This is a genomic window from Priestia sp. TGN 0903 (genome assembly GCF_050846855.1).
Taxonomy (GTDB): domain Bacteria; phylum Bacillota; class Bacilli; order Bacillales; family Bacillaceae_H; genus Priestia; species Priestia zanthoxyli.
Genome location: NZ_JBOZGL010000001.1, coordinates 1,065,324 through 1,084,759, shown reverse-complemented (window position 1 = coordinate 1,084,759; position 19,436 = coordinate 1,065,324). Strand labels below are relative to the sequence as shown.

Annotated in this window: 13 protein-coding genes and 1 pseudogene; 13 read left to right on the top strand and 1 reads right to left on the bottom strand. The window is 37.7% G+C overall.

Annotated elements, in window-relative coordinates:
* Nucleotides 1-151 precede the first annotated feature (151 nt).
* From ACRPLY_RS05580 to ACRPLY_RS05535, 10 genes and pseudogenes are all read left to right on the top strand, one after another.
* On the top strand, nt 152-1,612 hold the full coding sequence (locus tag ACRPLY_RS05580) for a protein adenylyltransferase SelO (protein WP_099000032.1): 1,461 nt from the start codon (nt 152-154) through the stop codon (nt 1,610-1,612).
* Between the two features lie 590 nt (nt 1,613-2,202).
* A pseudogene (locus ACRPLY_RS05575) lies at nt 2,203-3,653 on the top strand (glycoside hydrolase family 68 protein).
* A 356-nt stretch (nt 3,654-4,009) separates the two neighbouring features.
* The gene (locus tag ACRPLY_RS05570; protein WP_034266675.1) at nt 4,010-6,796 is read left to right on the top strand and encodes a sigma 54-interacting transcriptional regulator; all 2,787 of its coding nucleotides are present in this window, start codon (nt 4,010-4,012) and stop codon (nt 6,794-6,796) included.
* Nucleotides 6,797-7,050: 254 nt separating this feature from the next.
* Entirely contained in the window at nt 7,051-7,491 is a 441-nt protein-coding gene (locus ACRPLY_RS05565) for a mannose/fructose/sorbose PTS transporter subunit IIA (RefSeq protein WP_028413930.1), read from the top strand.
* A complete protein-coding gene (locus ACRPLY_RS05560) occupies nt 7,488-7,982 on the top strand; it encodes a PTS system mannose/fructose/N-acetylgalactosamine-transporter subunit IIB (RefSeq protein ID WP_028413929.1) in 495 nt (164 codons plus the stop codon). Before ACRPLY_RS05565 ends, ACRPLY_RS05560 begins: the two co-directional genes overlap by 4 nt.
* Nucleotides 7,983-7,994: 12 nt before the next feature.
* A complete protein-coding gene (locus ACRPLY_RS05555; RefSeq protein WP_028408130.1) occupies nt 7,995-8,804 on the top strand; it encodes a PTS mannose/fructose/sorbose transporter subunit IIC in 810 nt (269 codons plus the stop codon).
* Nucleotides 8,805-8,830: 26 nt separating this feature from the next.
* A complete protein-coding gene (locus ACRPLY_RS05550; RefSeq protein WP_013056298.1) occupies nt 8,831-9,658 on the top strand; it encodes a mannose/fructose/sorbose PTS transporter subunit IID in 828 nt (275 codons plus the stop codon).
* 87 nt (nt 9,659-9,745) lie between these two features.
* Entirely contained in the window at nt 9,746-13,324 is a 3,579-nt protein-coding gene (locus ACRPLY_RS05545; RefSeq protein ID WP_432231646.1) for a GH32 C-terminal domain-containing protein, read from the top strand.
* 243 nt (nt 13,325-13,567) lie between these two features.
* On the top strand, nt 13,568-14,314 hold the full coding sequence (gene map / locus ACRPLY_RS05540; protein ID WP_014460782.1) for a type I methionyl aminopeptidase: 747 nt from the start codon (nt 13,568-13,570) through the stop codon (nt 14,312-14,314).
* Between the two features lie 210 nt (nt 14,315-14,524).
* Entirely contained in the window at nt 14,525-14,833 is a 309-nt protein-coding gene (locus tag ACRPLY_RS05535) for a DUF5634 family protein (protein ID WP_028413927.1), read from the top strand.
* Between the two features lie 867 nt (nt 14,834-15,700).
* On the opposite strand, the gene ACRPLY_RS05530 is transcribed toward ACRPLY_RS05535, so the two are convergent.
* A complete protein-coding gene (locus ACRPLY_RS05530; RefSeq protein WP_034267780.1) occupies nt 15,701-16,174 on the bottom strand; it encodes a YbaK/EbsC family protein in 474 nt (157 codons plus the stop codon).
* Nucleotides 16,175-16,489: 315 nt separating this feature from the next.
* On the opposite strand from ACRPLY_RS05530, the gene ACRPLY_RS05525 reads away from it, so the two are divergent.
* From ACRPLY_RS05525 to hutH, 3 genes are all read left to right on the top strand, one after another.
* Nucleotides 16,490-16,681: a hypothetical protein gene (locus tag ACRPLY_RS05525; protein ID WP_033578521.1), complete on the top strand. Its 192-nt coding sequence runs from the start codon at nt 16,490-16,492 to the stop codon at nt 16,679-16,681.
* Nucleotides 16,682-16,718: 37 nt separating this feature from the next.
* Nucleotides 16,719-17,543 carry an aldo/keto reductase gene (locus tag ACRPLY_RS05520; protein ID WP_028413925.1) on the top strand — a complete coding sequence of 275 codons (825 nt, stop codon included), beginning with the start codon at nt 16,719-16,721 and terminating at the stop codon, nt 17,541-17,543.
* 354 nt (nt 17,544-17,897) lie between these two features.
* A complete protein-coding gene (gene hutH / locus ACRPLY_RS05515; RefSeq protein ID WP_028413924.1) occupies nt 17,898-19,409 on the top strand; it encodes a histidine ammonia-lyase in 1,512 nt (503 codons plus the stop codon).
* The last annotated feature ends 27 nt before the right edge of the window (nt 19,410-19,436 follow it).

The window sequence follows — 19,436 nt, the reverse complement described above, 5'->3', positions numbered from 1 at the left end:
AATAGTAAAAGAGATAATGAATGAAAGAGAAACTGTCCTGCTCTAAGATGCCCAAAAGAAAGCAGGATAGAGCAGGGCTGCTGCACTTATAAAACCACGATCAGTAAAGAAAAGAGTTATGTTTTAAGACACAAGAAGAAAAGGAGATACGATGACTAATCAAAAAGAAACAGGATGGAATTTACGTAATAGCTATGCGGAGTTACCAAACATTTTTTTTACGCCTCTTGATCCTAATCCGGTGAGTTCACCTAAAATAGTCAAATTTAACGACTCTTTAGCCGCATCTCTAGGGTTACAAAAAGAACAGCTGCAAAGCCAAGAAGGAGTTAGCATTTTGGCTGGAAACAGTGTTCCAAAAGGTGCTTTCCCACTTGCACAGGCTTATGCAGGACATCAATTTGGCCACTTTAACATGCTAGGAGACGGACGGGCTATGCTGATAGGGGAGCAAGTTACGCCTTCGGGTGAACGAGTGGATCTTCAGCTTAAAGGCTCAGGCCGAACTCCGTATTCCCGGGGTGGAGACGGTCGTGCAGCTCTGGGGCCTATGCTGCGTGAGTATATGATTAGTGAGGCGATGCAGGCCCTTGGTATTCCGACTACTCGGAGCCTGGCAGTCGTAACAACAGGCGAATCCATTGTTCGCGAAAAAGAACTGCCGGGGGCGATTTTGACGCGTGTAGCTTCCAGTCACCTTCGTTTTGGCACATTTCAATTTGCTGCAAAATGGGGAACAGTCGAAAACCTTCAAGCTTTAGCTGACTATGCATTAGAACGTCACTTTTCCCACATAGAAAAGAATGAAAAAAAATATTTATCATTGCTTCAAGAAGTGATTAAGCGTCACGCTACCCTAGTTGCTAAATGGCAGCTTATTGGTTTTATTCATGGCGTCATGAATACGGATAATATGACAATTAGCGGAGAAACAATTGATTATGGGCCATGTGCATTTATGGATACCTATGATCCAGAAACTGTATTTAGTTCAATTGATGTACAAGGGCGCTATGCATATCAAAATCAACCAGGCATTACAGGGTGGAATCTTGCGAGGTTTGCTGAAGCTTTATTACCTCTGTTGGATCAAGATATAGAAAAAGCAGTTGAAATAGCACAAAACGCCGTGACGGAATTTCCAAAATTCTATCGAGAAAACTGGCTGGCGGGTATGCAGGCTAAACTTGGGCTTTTTAACGAAGAAAAAGAAGATGAAGCATTATTCCAAGAGCTTCTTAGCATGATGAAAACCTATAAAGCTGACTATACAAATACATTTCGTGCATTAACTTTCAATAAGCTAGGAAAGAGTGACCTGTTTGAAAGCGAAGAATTTGCACAGTGGCAGGAGTTATGGCAGAAAAGACTAGGCAGACAAAAACAATCTAAAGCAGAGTCGGAAGAGCTTATGAAACATAACAATCCCGCTGTCATTCCTCGAAATCACCGAGTAGAAGCAGCGCTAGATGCAGCACAAAAAGGAGACTACAGCGTTATGGAAGATCTTCTAGAAGTGCTTTCTAGCCCATATGAATCGCCGGATCAGTCAGAGTATTGTACACCGTCTGCTCCGTCTAATCAGCCTTATCAAACGTACTGCGGCACTTGATTTATTTAGATAAGAACAGCTATTTAAAGACAGCATAAATGAAATCAAAAAGAGCTCTTTATAAAGAGCTCTTTTTGATTTCCTGAAAAATGTATGATTGATTAATTGAAATGATAGCGATTCCTTGGGAAGAGCTGCATAAAATTCAACAGTATAAAAGAATCAAAATAAAAAGAGATTACCTAATTCTTTTGTCTCTTATTATTACCAGTAGAAACTATTATATAATAAATTATTCCACTATTTCACAAAAAATACATTAACGATATTTTCTTGAAGTTTGGGTACTTTAACAGCTGTAGAAAAGCTTATAAAAGAATAGTAGGTTAAATATGATGATGAATTTGCCGATTTAATTAAAAAGTTAAAGATTTAAGACTTTATAACTAAATTAAAAAAACAAAGGGATAAAAAAGGGTATGATCACTCCATTTTACCTATTTGACTTTTCAATATTATGCAAGTAATCTTGGAAAGGTAATGGAACCGGTTCTGTTATTTCACCAGATGGATATGACTTCTCGATACATAGAAAATGGATCACTTGTGAGTAACACAAGAAAAAGTATGATACAAAAGGGAGAAAACAGATGAACATTAAGAAAATCGCAAAGCGAACAACAGCATTATCTTTTGCTGCAGCTATGTTAGTAGGTGCTGGATCTCAAACATGGGCAGCTGAAAGCAATCATAAAGATACAAATAATAATTATAGAGTTTCTCATATTACACGTGATAACATGCTGAAAATTCCTCAGCAGCAAAAAAGCGAACAGTTTAAAGTTCCAGCTTTTGATAAAGCAACAATCAAAAATATTGCCTCTGCAAAAGGGTATGATAAATCGGGTAATTTAATTGACTTAGACGTATGGGACAGCTGCCTCTGCAAAATGCTGACGGAACAGTAGCCAACTACCATGGTTACCAAGTTGTATTTGCGCTAGCAGGCAATCCTAAAGATGCGGATGATACATCTATTTATGTGTTTTATAAAAAAATAGGTGAAGAGTCGATTGACAGTTGGAAAAATGCAGGAAGAGTGTTCAAAGACAGTGATAAATTTGTACCGAATGACCCTCATTTGAAAAAACAAACACAAGAATGGTCAGGATCTGCTACTTTAACATCAGACGGAAAAGTACGCTTATTCTATACTAATTTTTCAGGTACAAACTATGGAAAACAAACTTTAACAACAGCTCAAGTAAATGTATCTCAGCCAAGTGCAGATACGTTAAAAATTGAAGGTGTTGAAGATCATAAATCCATTTTTGATGGTGATGGTAAAAAATATCAAAATATTCAGCAGTTTATCGACGAAGGCGCATATGGTTCAGAAGATAATCATACGTTGAGAGATCCTCACTATGTAGAAGATAAAGGGCATAAATACCTTGTGTTTGAAGCAAACACAGGAACCGAAGATGGTTATCAAGGGGAGGATTCTCTTTACAATCGAGCTTACTACGGTGGAAACAATCCATTTTTCCAATCAGAAAAAGAGAAATTACTGCAGAGTTCTAATAAAAAGAAAGCCTCTTTAGCAAACGGCGCATTAGGCATTGTAGAACTAAATAACGACTATACCTTAAAAAAAGTAATGGATCCACTGATTACCTCAAACACGGTAACAGATGAAATTGAACGCGCAAATGTATTCAAGAAAGGTGGAAAATGGTACTTATTCACAGATTCTCGCGGGTCTAAAATGACCATTGATGGTATCGGCCAAGATGACGTATATATGCTAGGATACGTATCAAATACGCTGACAGGAAAATACAAACCGCTAAATGATACAGGACTTGTTTTACATATGAACCTCGATCCTAATGACAAAACGTTCACGTATTCACATTTTGCAGTTCCGCAAGTTAAAGGAGACAATGTCGTGATTACAAGTTACATGACAAACAGAGGCTTCTATTCAGAGGAACACTCTACGTTTGCTCCTAGCTTCTTGTTAAGTATTAAAGGATCAAAAACAGCTGTTGTGAAAAATAGTATTTTACAACAAGGACAATTAACTGCAGATAAATAATTTTTAAAAACGAAAGAGAATGGCGACAACTGCTGCTGTTTTCTTTCGTTTTATTATGTAAGCAAAAATATGCTGTAACTGCAGTGCTAAGTAAAATGAAAAAGTAGTATATACAGATTCACAGTTATTCAAAGAAAATGAAACATTCAGACAGACTATAACTTTAAGAATGAAACCGGTTGACATGCAAGGTTGACTAACTTAATATATTTACATATAATGGCTTGAAACGCTTTCATAGATTAGTATGACATGATGGTACTTATAGATGAAATAACTTGTAGTAGTAGGGAATGTCTCATTTCTTTGAAAGAGAAACTTCCGATCGTGAACTGAAAATAAAGAAGGTGCTTCTAATGAAACGAATTGATAAGGTATACAATCAGCTGTTGAGTAATTTTCAGGAGTTTACAGAAGTGGAACTTTTACATAAACAAGGAAGCTCAGCGATTGAAATTGCTGAACAATTAGATTTAGAGAGATCTAATGTAAGTCTTGAACTGAACAAACTTGTCCGCATGCAAAAAGTAATTAAAATTAAAATGTTCCCCGTTCGCTACGCTCCGCTAGAGATTGTCGAAACCATTTTTCGTCAAAAGTGGGATACGAATAAGATGGAAGTGGAAAAACTAGAGCAGCTATCTAATGGGGGAAAAGAAGAAGCACTTTCTGCTAATCCTTTTGAATTAATGATTGGAGCCACAGGCAGTTTAAAAAAATCGATTTCTCAAGCAAAAGCTGCTGTTCTTTACCCGCCCAATGGGTTACATATGCTGCTATTAGGTCCCACGGGATCAGGAAAATCTCTTTTTGCAAAACGAATCTATCAATTTGCTATATATTCAGAGAGGTTAAAAACAGGGGCCCCGTTCATTACCTTTAACTGCGCTGATTATTACCATAATCCTCAATTACTTCTTTCTCAGTTATTTGGTCATAAGCAAGGGAGTTTCACTGGAGCAACTGAAAGTAAAGTAGGTTTAGTAGAACAAGCAAATGAAGGCATTCTCTTTATGGATGAAATACACCGGCTTCCTCCTGAAGGTCAAGAAATGCTTTTTTACCTCATTGATCAAGGTACGTACAATCGCCTAGGGGAAACAGATCATAAGCGAACGTCTAAAGTATTAATTATTTGTGCTACAACTGAAAATCCCGGTTCAGCCTTACTGCAAACTTTCTTAAGAAGAATTCCGATGACTATTCATATTCCGTCATTAGAAGAGCGATCTCTCAAAGAAAAGATTCGTCTCACAACGTTTCTTTTAGAACAAGAAGCTAAACGAATTAATAAAAAGCTAAGTGTCCACATTGATGTATTAAATGCTTTAATCCACACTGAAAAATTCGGGAATGTAGGGCAGTTAAAGTCCAATGTACAGCTCGTGTGTGCACACGGATTTTTAAATAACCTTGATAGTAAACATATGGTGGAACTTACAGTGAGAGATTTGCCTGATGATATTAAACGAGATTGGATTTCAAATAGTAAAAATATGGAGCGTAGCAGAAAAATTTCTGAATATGTAAATCTCAAAACGATCATTTCTCCGGCTATGGAGAGCCAAGAAATAAAAATAGAGGAAGACGTATCATTTAATTTATATCAGTTAATAGAAGAAAAAGTAGATGTTTTAACAAAAGAAGGTTTATCTCAAGAAGACATCAATCAATATATTCTTACTGACATTCATTTGAATGTTCGGAGCTTTTTTAATCAAAAAAATGGCCAGAGTTCTAATTTAATGAAATTCGTAGAAGACGACGTAATTCAGCTTACAAAAGAATTAAAACATTTAGCAGAAAAAGAATTGAACTGTAAATTTGATCGCAGATTTATTCATTTTTTGAGTATGCATATGGAATCCTTTTTAAAGCGAAAAAAACAAGTAGACGTATTAAATACAAAGGAGATAGATGAAATTCGCGAAACGTATCCAAAAGAATATGCGGTAGCCCTGCTTTTTAAAAATCGAATTGAAAAGTGGTTTAACATTGTCGTGCCAGAAATAGAAGTTATTTATCTCACAATGGTTATTCAATCCATTCGAACGTTAGAAGAAAATAAGCGAGTGGGGATTGTGGTTGCTGCACATGGAAACAGCACGGCAACTTCTATGGTAGAAGTGGCTACGGAGCTTTTAGGAAGTACTCCTATTATAGCTATTGATGTGCCTTTGACGGTATCTCCAGTCGAAATTGTAGATAGATTAATCCAGGGAATTAAGAAAGTAGATGAAGGAGAAGGCGTATTAATGCTTGTAGACATGGGCTCGCTTGCCATGTTAGAAAGCAAGTTAGAACAAAAAACAGGGACTAAGATTAAAACAATCAGCAACGTGACGACGTCTATGGTGTTAGACACCGTTAGAAAAGTAAATTATTTAGACTTAAATTTATATGCCATATTTGATTCGGTGCAAAAAGACTTTATGGAATTTATAGATAAGCAGCAGCATGTGTTTGGGAAAAAGAAAGCCCTTGTTTCTATTTGTACAACAGGAAGCGGTACAGCAAAACAATTAGAAAAAATCTTAACTATTATTTCGCGGAAAGTATCTCAAGAGCCTATTAAAATTCTAACCGTTTCTTCTATTAAATTAGCAGCAAACATTCGGGAAATTCAAAAAGAATATGAAATTGTCGCAACAGCAGGTACCAAAAACCCTAAGATTGATGCGCCTCATGTATCACTAGAAGTCCTTATTGAAGGGCAGGGAGAGCGAATACTTCAACAGGCAATTACAAAAGAAACGATACGCTATGATGAGGAGAAGACGGAAGGGAATATTGTAGTGCGTGAACTTTGCGAAGAAAACTTACGAAAGTACCTTCTATTTATTAATCCGTATCTCATAAGTGAAATTCTGTTAGAGTGGTTAAATCACGTACAAGATGAGTTAGAAATGGAATTAAGCAACACCGTTATGATTCGAATTGTGATGCATACAGCCTTTGCTTTAGAAAGAATGATAAAAAACGAACCTCTTGCTTTTCCGGAGGATGAAGAAATCACTCCTCAGTTAGAAAATATTTATCAAAAAACGGAAAAAACATTACAAGCCGTCGAAAAAAAGCTTAAACTTACCTTAACAAGAGATGAAAAATTATTTATTGCCACCATTTTTGCGGATGAAATGTAAAAATCATATGATAATCCCAAGAAACTAGTTTAATTTATATGCCGCTAGTTTCTTTTTTTATCCCATTTTTTAAATAACAGAAAAACCTGTATTAAAACGCATGACGTTTTGATACAGGTTTATTTATTTTAAGAAACCTGTATCAACAACAAAGAAAAAGGTATTGAAAAATAAATGAAAGCGCTTAATACTCTTTGTTGGCACGATACTTGCAATAAATAAGTGTAGAACGTAAAAGAGAGGAGCAAGTGTACATGATTTCAGTCATTATTAGTGGGCATGGTGATTTCGCACCAGCATTAGAAGGGTCTTCCAAAATGATATTTGGTGAAGAGAATCACGTAGTAGCCGTACCTTTTCTAAAAGGAGAGGGTATCCAAACGCTTGAAGCAAAATATAAGCAAGCATTAGAGGAAATGCCCTTAGAAAATGAAGTGCTTTTTCTAGTCGATATTTTTGGAGGTACACCTTACAATGCGGCTACTCCCTATATCCTTAAAAACAAAACAGCGGATATGGTATCCGGAGTTAATTTGCCTATGTTATTAGAAGTGTTAGCCATGAGGGAACACGTTACATTAAAAGAGATGCTAGGGAGATTAAAGCAAGTGAATGAAGAAAGTTTTCAAGTGTGCAGTGAACATTTGGAGAAAGTCCAGCAAGCAAACCAAATCGGAGAGGATGGATTATTATGAAAATCGTTTTAGCAAGAATTGATGACCGCTTTATTCACGGGCAGGTATTAACAAGATGGATCAAAACAAATGCAGCAGATCGAATTATCATTGTTTCAGATGAGGTGGCAGCGGATGAAATGCGAAAAACGCTTATTCTTTCTGTGGCTCCTTCGAATGTAAAAGCAAGTGCTGTCTCAATTTCTAAAATGACAAAAGCATTTCACAGCCCTCGTTATCAGGATACAACAGCCATGCTGCTGTTTGAAAGTCCTGCAGATATTGTAGCTCTTGTTCAAGCTGGAGTGCCTATCGAGACAGTAAACGTAGGCGGCATGCGTTTTGCTAATGACCGAAAACAAATCACAAAATCTGTAAGCGTTACCGAAAAAGATATCGATGCTTTTGAGAAACTGCAGGAACTAGGCGTAAAGCTTGAGCTGCGCCAATTACCCTCAGATTCTAGCGAAAATTTTATTCAACTACTGAGAAATGAAACAAAAATCAAATAAGGAGATGAGTTTATGTCTTCCATACAAATTATTTTATTATTAGTCATTGCAGCGGTAACTGGCATCGCAAGCGTATTGGACGAAGGGCAATCCCATCGTCCTCTCATTGCCTGCACGTTAGTAGGCTTGGTGCTTGGAGATTTAAAAACGGGCATTATTTTAGGCGGAACGCTGGAATTAATGGCTCTTGGATGGATGAATGTTGGATTGGCGATGGCACCTGATACGGCTATTGCTTCTGTTATTTCAACTATTTTGGTTATCACAGCTGGTCAGGGGATTGGTGAAGGCATTGCGGTAGCTATAGCTTTAGCAGCTGCAGGGCAAGTACTCACCATTTTTGTTCGTACCATCACAGTATTTTTAATTCATCGAGCTGATAAGTACGCGGAAGAAGGAAACTTTAAAGGAATTGAAATTATGCATATTACTGCTATGGGTTTTCAGGCTCTCCGCGTTATGATTCCAACGTTAATTGTTACATTAATCAGCGTAAGCGCCGTGCAAACTTTCCTCGGAAATATTCCGGAAGTTATTACAAAAGGTCTGCAAATTGGGGGAGGCATTATCGTGGTCGTAGGGTATGCCATGGTTATCAATATGATGAACATTCCTCATTTAAAACCTTTTTTCTATATCGGGTTCTTATTAGCGGCATTTACAGGGTTTAACCTGGTAGGATTTGGGGCGTTAGGTCTTTGTTTAGCCCTTCTTTATCAGCAAGTAATGCAGCAGCGAAATCAAATGCAGCCGGCAGGCGTTCCAGCAGCTACAGGGAGCGAACAAGTATATGATGATGACGATGATGATTTAGATGCCTAAACGGCGAACTTAAGGGAGGGATAGAGATGGAAAATGAAAAAAGATTAACGAAAAAAGACATCTTTAGCATGTTTATTCGCTCGAATTTTTTACTCGGTTCATTTAACTTTGAGCGTGTTCAGGCAATGGGCTACTGTTATGTTATGATTCCAGCAATTAAACGTTTATACGGACCAGGGGCACAGCGAAATGCAGCATTAAAGCGACATTTAGAATGGTTCAATACACATCCATGGATTTCCGCACCTATATTCGGCGTCACGGCAGCAATGGAAGAAGAAATGGCAAATAAAAAAGATTTTGATGAAAAAGCCATCAGCGGAATGAAAATTGGATTAATGGGACCGCTTGCTGGCGTAGGAGACCCTATTTTCTGGGGAACGCTGCGACCAGTCCTCGCAGCACTAGGCGCATCTCTTGCGTTAGGCGGGAATATTGCCGGGCCACTGCTGTTTTTCATCTTAATTAATGCCATTCGATTAAGTACAAAATATTATGGATTAAAATATGGTTATTTAAAAGGAACAGAAATTTTAAAAGATTTAGTAGGCAATCGAATTCAAAAACTGACGGAAGGTGCATCCATTTTAGGACTGTTTGTAATGGGAGCATTGGTTTCGAAATGGACCACTATTAATATACCAGTGGTTGTTTCTAGGATCAAAGATGATTCTGGTAAAGTTGTCGTGAAAACCGTGCAAGACGTACTCGACAGTATTTTACCGGGACTGCTTCCTTTAGCGCTAACTTTATTAGTAGCATGGATGCTTCGAAAAGGTACAAATCCGCTGCTTATTATTTTCGGTATTTTCTTAATCGGTATAGGAGGTTATTGGATCGGCTTTTTAGGCTGATAAATAAGAGGAGTCATCTATTCTTCTAGCATCCGCTGGTGAACATGTTTTGCATAGCCAGTAATGCCAATAAAGGAGGAAAGAAAGATGAAAAGAACCGTCAAAAAGTTATTGATGATTGGAGTCGCTTGTTCCATAAGCATGTTTTCTGTATACCCTGTATTAGCTGATAATACAGGGTATTATCAAGAAAAATACCGGAATCAATTTCATTTTTCTCCAGAAGCGAACTGGATGAACGATCCAAATGGAATGGTCTATTATAACGGGGAGTACCACCTTTTTTATCAGTATTATCCTTACGGTACCACCTGGGGACCTATGCACTGGGGGCATGCAGTTAGTACAGACTTAGTGAAATGGAAACACCTTCCGGTTGCTCTTTCGCCAGATGAGAACGGAGAGATCTTTTCAGGAAGTGCCGTTATCGATTGGAATAATACCGCAGGATTTGGAAAAGAAGCGATGGTAGCTATCTTTACGCACTCAGGCAGTAAAGGGCAAGTTCAAAGTCTAGCATACAGCACGGACAGCGGAAGAACATGGACCAAATATGAAGGAAATCCCGTTATGCCAAATCCCCCAGTTCCTGACTGGCGCGATCCAAAAGTCTTTTGGCACGAGCAAACCAAGCAGTGGGTGATGTCTTTAGCTGCTAAAGATAAAATCATGTTTTATACATCACCTGACTTGAAAAATTGGAAATACGCAAGTGAGTTTGGATCTGACGGAGGGATTCAAGCAAACGGTCAAAACGGTGCCTATTCATATACTTTGACTGAACAAAAAGGTCAATCTTTTACTCTAGAGGGAGAAATTATGCTTGTAGAAAAGAATGGACGCGAAGGTGCAGGAGGCCTTGTTTTTCGTTCTAATAAAGATGCAACAAACGCATATACCGTCAATTTAGATGCTGAAAAGAACCTCTTAACACTTAACAAAGTAGAGAAAGGAAGCGTAACGACCGTTGTTTCAAAGCCAATGAGGCTGGATACGTCACAAGCGTATCACGTGAAAGTAGAAGCAAACAGTCACCACTTTAAGATACTGCTAAATGGAAAACAGGTTTTAGAAGGCAGTGATGCATCTTTTGAAAACGGTCAGTTTGGACTAACAGCATGGAATTCCACAGCTGTCTTTCGTCATGTTAAATTTACGAATCAATCTAATTTCATAACCAATCTATCTAACTGGAAATCTATTACTGGAACGTGGAATGATACTGCTGCTGGAAAAATCGGTAAATCTAACAGCGACGGATATATTATGAGTGAAGAACAGGGAGATCAGTTCATTTACGAGTCAAATATGACATTTTTAGATGAAAATCATGGTTCAGGTGCACTACTTTTCCGAGCAGACGCGGAAGCCAAAAACGGATATATAGCTAGCGTAGATGCTTCTAAGGATACAATCAAACTAGTAAAACTTCAAAATGGCATTTCAACTGTCCTTGCTGAAACAAACGAAAAAATTGATACGAGCAAATCACATCAAGTAAAAGTAACTGCATCGGGAAATAAACTTGATTTGCATATAGACGATAACTTCACCCTTACTGCAAAAGATGAAACTTTTTCAAAAGGATTGTTTGGACTACATGTTAATCAATCTTCAGTCCGGTTTCAAGACGTTAACATGACAAAGTTTATTGATACAGATGAAAAAGAAATTAAAAATAAAAGTTTTGAAATAGGAGATCTCACCGGCTGGAAAACGATAAAGGGAAATGCATTCACAAACGATCATGTAACGGATGCAACCGCAAATTGGAGCGGTCTTTTTGAACAAAAAGGAAAGTATCATTTATGGGGTTTTTCTGATAAGCAAGATGGCGATAATGCCACTGGAGAATTACATTCGTCTTATTTTAAATTGAGCGGTTCAGGTGAAATTAATTTGTTAATGGGAGGCGGAAACGACCCCGCAAACCGTTATGTAGCCTTAGTCCGGGCATCCGACGACAAAGAATTGATTCGTCAAGCGAATACAAAGTTTGCAGATGAAAAGTACCAGCGCTACGTATGGGATGCTTCTAAGTATATAGGAGAAGTACTGTACATTAAAGCCGTTGATCAAGCTGTAGGCGGATGGGGGCATATTAATCTAGATGATGTGAATGTATTTAATACAGAAAAAATGCCGGATAAAGTAGACAGTGTAGCAAAAGAACCAGAGGAAGCTAAACAAAGAGAAGGCGGAGAGCTTTCAGATTGGAACACAGTGTCAGGAGAATGGGTGAAATCAACTCACGGAAGCAACGGAGGCATTTGGGAGTGTCCTACTTTACTTCAACTGCCGGTTGATGGAGACAGCACAAAGAAAAAATGGGTGCTGCAAGTCAGCATCAATGATGGAGCGGCAGCTGGAGGTTCAGGTATGCAGTACTTTGTTGGTGATTTTGACGGAAAAACATTTAAAAATGAAAACCCGCCAGAGGAAGTGCTTTGGACAGATTATGGTGCCGACTTTTATGCCGCTGTAGATTGGAGCGGAGTTGAAGGAGATAACGGAGAAAAGTATTGGCTAGGCTGGATGAGCAACTGGCAATATGCCAACAATACCCCAACTACTACTTGGAGAAGCTCTATGTCAATCCCAAGAAAAATAGAACTCACCAACACAGCAAAAGGGCTTCGTTTAAAACAAATACCTGTTTCAATTGATTCAATTCCCAATAAGCAAGAAAAAAAGGTGTTGAAGAATCTGATGGTTACTGAAAACAAAAATCTTCTTTCAGGCATACAGGAAAACAAATATGAAATCATTGCAGAATTCGATGTTTCAAATACAGATGCACAAGAATTTGGTTTTCAAATTCAAAAAGAAGGCAGCGAAAATACAAAAGTCAGCTATAACATAAACAAGCAGCAATTATCTGTTGATCGAACACACTCTGGAAGTTTTAATTTTGGTAAAAATGTGAAAGGCAAACACTCTGCTCCCATGCTTCCAAAAGAGGGAAAGGTTAAGCTCCATATGTTTGTAGACCATTCGTCTGTAGAAGTATTTGGCAATGACGGCACTGCAGTAATAACAGACCAGCTCTTTCCAACGCTTTCAAGTAATAAAATAAAGCTTTATAGCAAAGGAGGCGCTGTAAAATTAAATTCTCTTAAGATGTATCCGTTAAAATCTATTTGGAATAAAAGTCCTGTTGATACAAACTTATCTGGATGGAAGAATATTAGCGGACTATGGGCCGATACGATTAACGGAAAACAAGGACGAAGCAAAGAAGATTCCTTTACCTTATCATCAAAAGAAGCAAAAAATTTCACATATGAAGCAAAGATAAAGGTGTTAGACGATTCTGTTTCAAATTCTACAGGAGCAGGAGCGCTAGTATTCCGTTCGGATGAACAGGCAAACAATGCTTATGCTGCGAATGTAGATGTGCTGAATAATCAAATAAAGCTCATTGCGTTTAGAGACGGAATAGGCAAGGATCTCATTATTTACGATGATGGGGGAAAGCTGGATTTAAAACCAAATACGGATTACCATCTAAAAGTGACGGCTGAAGGAGAACACATTCAAGTTTATCTCGATGATAAGCCGGTGATCGATACGATGGACCCTACCTTTTCAGAAGGTTATGCTGGGCTGAATGTGTGGAATTCTACTAGTTTGTTTAATGAAGTGAAATTTGAAACAGTGGATTAAGGGATTGTGAAAGCTGCCGCTTACTAAGGCAGCTTTTATATAACATAAAAAAGTATGCTGCGGTGAAGTAGCATGCTTTTTTGAATTTCATAGGTTAATGAAGAGGATTTTTACATATGATAAATATCTTACTAGTCTAATTAATCGTACATTTTAGTTCTTAAAAGGTCTTTTGAAAAATCCTCATAAAAATATGATAAAATCGGATAGGATATATATTTCGAGGAAGGAAAGTGTTTTTTTATGATTATTGGTAACGAACAGGATTTAGAAAGTTTACGCAAAATTGGACGTATCGTTGCACTTGCGCGCGAAGAAATGAAAAAACAAGCAAAAGCAGGTATGACAACAAAAGAGCTTGATATGATCGGTAAAAAAATATTAGATGAACACGGTGCTATTTCTGCACCTGAAAAAGAATATAATTTCCCAGGTGTAACGTGCATTAGTGTCAACGAAGAAGTGGCTCACGGTATTCCGGGAGACCGCGTATTAAAAGATGGCGATTTAGTAAATGTGGATGTATCCGCAGTACTTGATGGCTATTATTCGGATACGGGTATTTCATTTGTTATTGGGCAAGACGAAGAAAAAGAAAAGCTGTGTCAAGCTGCAGTAGATGCATTTTGGGCAGCTATGAAAAAAGTAAAAGCTGGTTCAAAACAAAATCAAATTGGTCGTGCTGTTTCTAACTTTGCACACCAAAACGGATATGCTGTTATTGAAAACTTAACGGGTCATGGTGTTGGCCGCAGCTTGCATGACGCTCCTAACCACATTTTAAACTATTATGATCCAATGGATAAAGCCCTCTTGAAAAAAGGTCTTGTTATTGCTGTAGAGCCGTTTATCTCTATGAAGGCTGATCATATCATTGAACGCGGAGACGACGGCTGGACGTTTGTTACACCTGATAATAGTCTTGTAGCACAATGTGAACATACGATTGTTGTAACAAACGGTGAACCGATTATTTTAACTGAACTATAATCAAGTTTCTCTGTAGATTTCGGTAACAAAAAAGCTACTTCACTTAGCAATGTTTTTTCGTTGCATTATAGTGAGGTAGCTTTTTTATTACTATGTAATGAATGACTATTATATTGACTTGCTTTGTTCATACAACGTTTGAAAGATAGTGTAATTGAATATGCTCAAGGGAATGCTAAGTATAAATCGAAATGAAAAGGGGTATGAAATGTGGAATATGTAGGAAGAGAAGCGATTGTAAGTGAACTGACTCATCATATGGATGACATTTTAAACAAATATAACCTTCAAGGCGTCTCCGTATATGAAGAGGAAGGAGAAGGTAATCACTATTATCTTGGCTACACAGTAAAAAAGAATGATCATGTGTTTATGGTTAACAGACCTTATCTAAAAGATAAAGACGGAAAATTAGCAGTCGAAAAGCAAGAATGGACTCTTCAAGGTAACGAAGGAGAAACAAATGGATATACTTCACTTGAAGATGCATTTCAAAAAATTGATGAAACCATACATTAAATAATTTTTTGAATTTCAAGTTCAGATTTTTTCTTTGAATGCGTGAATCTGAACAGTAGAGCGCTAATGGCTGTCGTGCTTCTTTCACCTATACTATCTAACTTTTCTTTGCTATAAAGTCTAGAAAATTACATGTAATAAAAAATTGTTTTTTTAGGTTTTACTATATAAATACGGGGTACACATATAGTACAGCAGCTATCATGCAAATGGTTGTTGTGAAAGGTTAAATACTTAGCGTTTGAAGGGACTGATTAGTTTTGAAAGGCTTAACAGCGACTTCAGCAAATGTATTACCGCAAATTGAAAGTAGGTATCCGTATCTCACGCAAGGCACTTTGGTTATGAACCGATATACGTAACGAAAGGGCCTGACTAGGCAAACAAAGGAAAGACTGAATCAACGAGAAGAAGCCTGCATCTAAACATGTAGGCTTCTTCTTTTTTACAGATGAAACTAAGACGATGAATGAGTACATAACAGGTATACATTAAGAAGATTCAGATTCAGTCCATTTTTCGTGCACGTTTTTCTTGAAAAAAGGTCATAAGTTGAAGATACTGTATATAACTATGTAAAAGAATTTTTGAATACAAAATAGTAAATCTGCTTGAGGTGAAAACGATGAGAAAAGCAAATAAAAGTGAATTTCTGTGGAATACGTTAGACGGCTGGCTTTTTATCCCTAGGAACATTCCTTTACTATTTCTTTTTGTATTTCTCTTAGGGGTTTCTTACCTAGGTTGGGTTAAGCTGTTTCATAAATTCGTTTAGGTACGCCAATAAGCTGAAACAAAAAACTGTTTCAGCTTATTGGCGTACTGATTGATTTATTTTATGTATATCTGTACCTTAATTTACCTAAGTTATTCATTCCATCCTTTGCACACATCAACCCATTTTAAGCATTTCGAAAATTCTTCTAGTTCGGGTATTGTTAATTCAATTGCACTATTTCCACTTCCACAGGCAGGGAAAACGGTAACAAAACGTTTCAGAGATTCATCTAGATACACGTGAACACCTTCATTAACGGCAAATGGGCATACTCCGCCTACGGCATGACCAATCAGCGTTTCTACTTCACTTGCTCCAAGCATTTTTGCTTTGGTTCCGAACTCTTCTTTATATTTTCGATTATCAATTTTCGCATCTCCTGCTGCCACAATTAATAGAACGGTTCCTTCTGCGTTAAAAGAAAGACTTTTTGCGATCCGTTGCGGCTCACATTTTAAAGCTTGCGCTGCCAGTTCTACAGTAGCACTGGACTCATCCATTTCAATAATTCGATTCTCCATGCCATATTGTTTAAAATATGCTTTTACTCTTTCAATCGCCATTTTTATATCCATTCCTTTCGTTAACTCTTGCAAATATGTATGATTGCCTTACAGAGGATGTACAGTTTCTCTTTGAAATAAAAAATTCTTATTATTTTGTATATACGGAAATTATACACAACTTCTCAGTTAAAAGCACATATTCGTTTTAATTAAAAAAGTTACGTAGGTAAAGTATTTTTAGCTGATTGAAGCAGGATTACGGAACCCTTTGACGAATGTAACTATGTCGGCTGCGAAAACATAGGCATTAGAACAAAAGATAAATGATGAAATTGAAAAGGCGCAAATGTTCTAGTGAAATGAGGAGAAGGAATGCCAAATTTACACACTATCGTCAGTTTCTTTAGCAGTACATGTATGGCAACGATGAGTATGATTTATTTGTTTTCCCTTGTACCGCGGGCATGGTCTTTTAAATTTCGATTTGGAGCCATGATTGTAGGAATCCCAGTCGGCATTATAATGGGCCAGGTTGCTATGCTGATCGGCTGGCACCATCATTAAAACTTTGAACTTTTTAACAAAAAAGGAGACATGTAAAATGAATATTGTCACATTAAACAACGGCTTAAAAATGCCTCAGCTTGGATTTGGCGTATGGCAAGTAGAAGATAACAAAGCAGCAGCTGCAGTGTCAAAAGCAATTGAAGTTGGATATACCTCTATCGACACAGCTATGATTTATAAAAATGAAGAAGGAGTAGGTCAAGCGATTAAAGAATCTTCTGTTCCTCGGGAAGAGCTGTTTATTACAACAAAAGTTTGGAACAGCGACCAAGGCTATGAAAATGCACTACGTGCGTTTGATGAAAGCCTAGAACGATTAGGACTTGATTATGTGGATTTATATTTGATTCACTGGCCTACTCCTCAATATGATGAGTATGTGGAGACGTATAAAGCATTAGAAAAGCTTTATCACGATGGCAAAGTAAAAGCAATTGGCGTCTGCAACTTTGAAATTGAGCATTTGGAGCGCTTGTTAAATGAATGTGACGTAACGCCTGTTTTAAACCAAATTGAGTGCCATCCGTATCTTGCTCAAAATGAATTAAAAGAGTTTTGCGCCAAACATAATATTTTCGTGGAAGCATGGAGCCCTCTTGATCAAGGAGGAGAAGTGTTACAAGACGAGGTTATTCAAAAAATTGCTGAAGTACATAGCAAAACTCCGGCTCAAGTTGTATTGCGCTGGCACTTACAGAACAACACAATTGTCATTCCTAAGTCAGTTACACCGTCTAGAATAGAAGAAAACTTTAACGTGTTTGATTTTGAACTTACTGCTGATGATATGGCAGAGATTAATGGATTAAACAGCAACCGCCGCAAAGGTCCGCACCCAAGCGACATGAACGTCCGATAACGTTTAAAAAATAAAATTGTGCAGCCGTGAATCATCGCTGCTATAAGAAATAACGATTTTATTTCAGATTATTTAAAATTTTCTTAAATAATAATTGACAAATGATTAATTCAGCGTAATACTTAGTGTAGGTACCCTAGTTGCTTTAAGTTGTACAGCTTAAAGTGTATAGTGATTTAGTCATTTAGCGATTGTATGTATAAGTGAAATACTGATTATTAATAAAAGCCCATAGTGTAAGTAGGTTAGTTTATAGGGGGCTATATCAAAAGGAGCTTGTTTCCTCTTTGATATAGCCCCTTTTTGTGTTCAAAAAGAAAAGGCAGTCTACAGTTTAACAAGGGAGCGGGTATGATGTTTATTCAAATTGATGGAAATTCACTGACGTTCGACCAAATTTACAAAGTTATTTACCAAGGATACTCCGTGAAAATTAGCGATCACGCAGTTGAACATATACAAAAAAGCAGAACGTTAGTTGAAGAGAGCATTACGAACAACAACGTAATTTACGGAGTGAATACGGGATTTGGAAAGTTTAGTGATACGGTTATTTCAAAAACAGACTTAGCTGATCTGCAGATTAACCTGATTCGCAGTCATGCCTGCGGACTAGGAGAGCCATTTTCGTTAGAAGTAAGCAGAGTCATGCTGCTTTTACGAGCGAACGCATTAGCTAAAGGGTATTCCGGAATACGACTGGAAACCTTGCAGCTTCTTATCGATTGCTTAAACCAAAACGTAGTACCGGTTATCCCGAGTCAAGGTTCGCTTGGAGCTAGCGGTGACTTAGCCCCGTTATCACATCTAGCGCTGCTGCTAGTTGGAGAAGGAGAAGCTGTATATAATGGTCAGCGAATGCAAGGAGAAGATGCTTTAAAGCTAGCAGGGCTTGAACCTATACAATTACAGGCAAAAGAAGGGCTAGCTTTGATCAACGGCACTCAGGCAATGACGGCTGTAGGAGTAGTTTCGTACCTTGAAGCTCAAAAGCTCGCTGATCTTGCTGACGGAATTGCAGCACTGACATTAGAAGGTCTGCAAGGTATTGTAGAAGCATTCATGCCTGAGTCACATGCAGTAAGACCTTACCCGGAACAACAGCAGGTAGCTGCCCGAATTCTTTCGTACTTAGAAGGCAGTCAATTAACTACTTCTCAAGGTCAAATAAGAGTGCAAGATGCTTATTCACTGCGCTGCATTCCTCAAGTTCATGGTGCTATTTATCAAGTTTTAAATTATGTAAAAGAAAAGCTGTTAATTGAGATTAATTCAGCAACTGATAACCCTCTCATCTTTGCTGACAGCGGCAAAGTAATTTCTGGAGGTAATTTTCACGGGCAGCCCATTGCGTTTGCTATGGATTTTCTAGGAATTGCAATGGCGGAGCTTGGGAATATTTCTGAACGGCGCATTGAACGAATAGTAAACCCTCAGCTTAGCGGGCTGCCCGCATTTTTAAGTGCAGATCCAGGTCTAGAGTCCGGGCTCATGATTACTCAATACGCTGCGGCTTCATTAGTTTCCGAAAATAAAGTATTAGCGCATCCATCAAGTGTTGATTCTATCCCATCTTCAGCGAATCAAGAAGACCATGTCAGCATGGGAACGACTGCTGCACGTCATGCTTATCAAATTATCCAAAATACAAGAAGAGTTCTATCAATCGAAGCAATTTGTGCGGCTCAAGCAGCCGATATTCAAGGAGTGGATAAACTTGCTTCAGAAACAAGAAAAATTTATTCAAGAATTAGAAAAACCGTACCAACCATTATGAAAGATCGAATTTTCTCACGTGATATTGAGGCGTTAGCAGCTGATTTCAAAACTTTTGTGCAAGATACGAATTATGAACTAGCACTGTAATAAAAAGTTAGTTTAACAGTTTTTCAT

Coding starts and splice junctions, on each gene's coding strand:
- ACRPLY_RS05580 (WP_099000032.1), top strand. CDS start 152: ATGACTAATCAAAAAGAAACAGGATGGAATTTACGTAATAGCTATGCG.
- ACRPLY_RS05570 (WP_034266675.1), top strand. CDS start 4,010: ATGAAACGAATTGATAAGGTATACAATCAGCTGTTGAGTAATTTTCAG.
- ACRPLY_RS05565 (WP_028413930.1), top strand. CDS start 7,051: ATGATTTCAGTCATTATTAGTGGGCATGGTGATTTCGCACCAGCATTA.
- ACRPLY_RS05560 (WP_028413929.1), top strand. CDS start 7,488: ATGAAAATCGTTTTAGCAAGAATTGATGACCGCTTTATTCACGGGCAG.
- ACRPLY_RS05555 (WP_028408130.1), top strand. CDS start 7,995: ATGTCTTCCATACAAATTATTTTATTATTAGTCATTGCAGCGGTAACT.
- ACRPLY_RS05550 (WP_013056298.1), top strand. CDS start 8,831: ATGGAAAATGAAAAAAGATTAACGAAAAAAGACATCTTTAGCATGTTT.
- ACRPLY_RS05545 (WP_432231646.1), top strand. CDS start 9,746: ATGAAAAGAACCGTCAAAAAGTTATTGATGATTGGAGTCGCTTGTTCC.
- map (WP_014460782.1), top strand. CDS start 13,568: ATGATTATTGGTAACGAACAGGATTTAGAAAGTTTACGCAAAATTGGA.
- ACRPLY_RS05530 (WP_034267780.1), bottom strand. CDS start 16,174: ATGGCGATTGAAAGAGTAAAAGCATATTTTAAACAATATGGCATGGAG.
- ACRPLY_RS05525 (WP_033578521.1), top strand. CDS start 16,490: ATGCCAAATTTACACACTATCGTCAGTTTCTTTAGCAGTACATGTATG.
- ACRPLY_RS05520 (WP_028413925.1), top strand. CDS start 16,719: ATGAATATTGTCACATTAAACAACGGCTTAAAAATGCCTCAGCTTGGA.
- hutH (WP_028413924.1), top strand. CDS start 17,898: ATGTTTATTCAAATTGATGGAAATTCACTGACGTTCGACCAAATTTAC.